We start from the raw sequence: 1405 nt of genomic DNA, 5'->3' as shown, positions 1-1405 counted from the left end.
GCAGCCGGTAGACGCGCCGGATGCTGGTGCCGAGGCGCGACACGTCGGCGCCGTACACGTGGATGGAGATGGCGGTGGTGCTGCACGCGTTGCGCCGCAGGTCGCCCCGCAGCCCTACCAGGGGAACCAGGGAGGTCAAGGCAGTCAAGGCGGCCAGGGCGGCTACCCCGGGCACCCGGGCCAGGGCGGCCAGGGTGGTCAGGGCGGCTACCCCGGGGCGTACCAGCCGCAGCAGCCCGGCGGCTACCGCCCCGACCAGCGCCGTCAGGGCCCGCCGCCCGGGTACGCCCAGCGCCCGCCGGTGGCCCCGCCGCCCTATCAGGCGAATCAGAGGGGCCAGGCGAACCAGGGCGGTCAGGCGAACCAGGCGGGCCAGGGCGGCCGCCCGCAGCCGCCCGGCGGCTACCGGCAGGCCCCGGAGGGCTACGGCCGGTCGCAGGCCGGCTACCCGCCGCCGCCCCCGCCCACCCCGGTGCGCCGGGCCGAGCCGCCCGCGCCGCAGCGCCGCGAGGAGCCGCCGGCCCGCCGGGAGGAGCCGCCGGCGCCGTCCCGCCGCGAGCCGGCCCCGCCGCGCGAGCGCCGTCCGCGCAGCCGCAACCGGATGTACATCCCGGGGCTCGGCTGCCTCAAGGGCTGTCTGATGATCCTGCTGGTGCTGGCGGTCGCCGCCGTGGCGCTGTGGAACTTCACGCCGCTGCCGCACTACTGGGACAACGTCCAGGGCTGGTACCACACGGCCTACGACTGGGTGACCAACATCTTCGACAGCGCGAAGAACTGACGCCCCGCCGGGCCCGGCCGTCCCCCGGCGGCCGCCCGGACGGCGGGATTGACGCTTTGTCGACAATTTCGAAGATTTCTCGCCCGCGAGTGCCGTTCCGGGGCCCTCAGGCGGCCCGCGAGGGGCGTCGGGGCGCGTAGGTTGGTCGGTGTTGTCCCGCCCCACCGAGCGCACCGGAGCCCCCGGCGCGCTCCCGCGCCGCCCACGGAGCAGCATTGGCACGCAAGATCGGCAGCCGGTACACCGTCCATCAGGTGATCGGCCGGGGTTCGGCCGGGACGGTCTGGCTCGGTGAGGGGCCGGACGGCCCGGTGGCGGTCAAGCTGCTGCGCGAGGACCTGGCCGCCGACCAGGTGCTGGTCGGCCGCTTCGTCCAGGAGCGCGCCGCGCTGACCAGTCTCGACCACCCCCGGGTGGTCGGCGTGCGCGACATGGTCGTGGACGGCAGCGACCTCGCCCTGGTCATGGAGCTCGTCCAGGGCACCGACCTGCGCTCCCGGCTCGAACGCGACGGCGCCCTGCCCCCGCAGACCGCCGCGTCGATCATCGCCGACGTCGCCGACGGCCTGGCCGCCGCGCACGCGGCCGGGATCGTCCACCGCGACGTCAAGCCGGAGAACGTCC

General features: G+C 76.1%; 2 protein-coding genes and 1 pseudogene. 2 read left to right on the top strand and 1 reads right to left on the bottom strand.

The window, feature by feature from the left end; genetic code table 11:
- Positions 1 to 106 (bottom strand): annotated as a pseudogene (locus tag AB0O00_RS39470) (cysteine dioxygenase); the annotation flags it as partial.
- Between the two features lie 195 nt (positions 107 to 301).
- Between AB0O00_RS39470 and AB0O00_RS39465 the strand changes: the two are divergent.
- Both AB0O00_RS39465 and AB0O00_RS39460 read left to right on the top strand, forming a co-directional pair.
- On the top strand, positions 302 to 781 hold the full coding sequence (locus AB0O00_RS39465) for a hypothetical protein (protein ID WP_363659493.1): 480 nt from the start codon (positions 302 to 304) through the stop codon (positions 779 to 781).
- Between the two features lie 215 nt (positions 782 to 996).
- On the top strand, positions 997 to 1405 hold a 409-nt coding region (locus AB0O00_RS39460; RefSeq protein ID WP_363659492.1), incomplete at its 3' end, for a protein kinase.

Origin of the sequence: Kitasatospora sp. NPDC093558, from assembly GCF_040683475.1 — a bacterium.
Lineage (GTDB): Bacteria > Actinomycetota > Actinomycetes > Streptomycetales > Streptomycetaceae > Kitasatospora.
The sequence above is the reverse complement of the archived record's forward strand: the minus strand, read 5'-3'. Positions and strand labels throughout refer to the sequence as shown.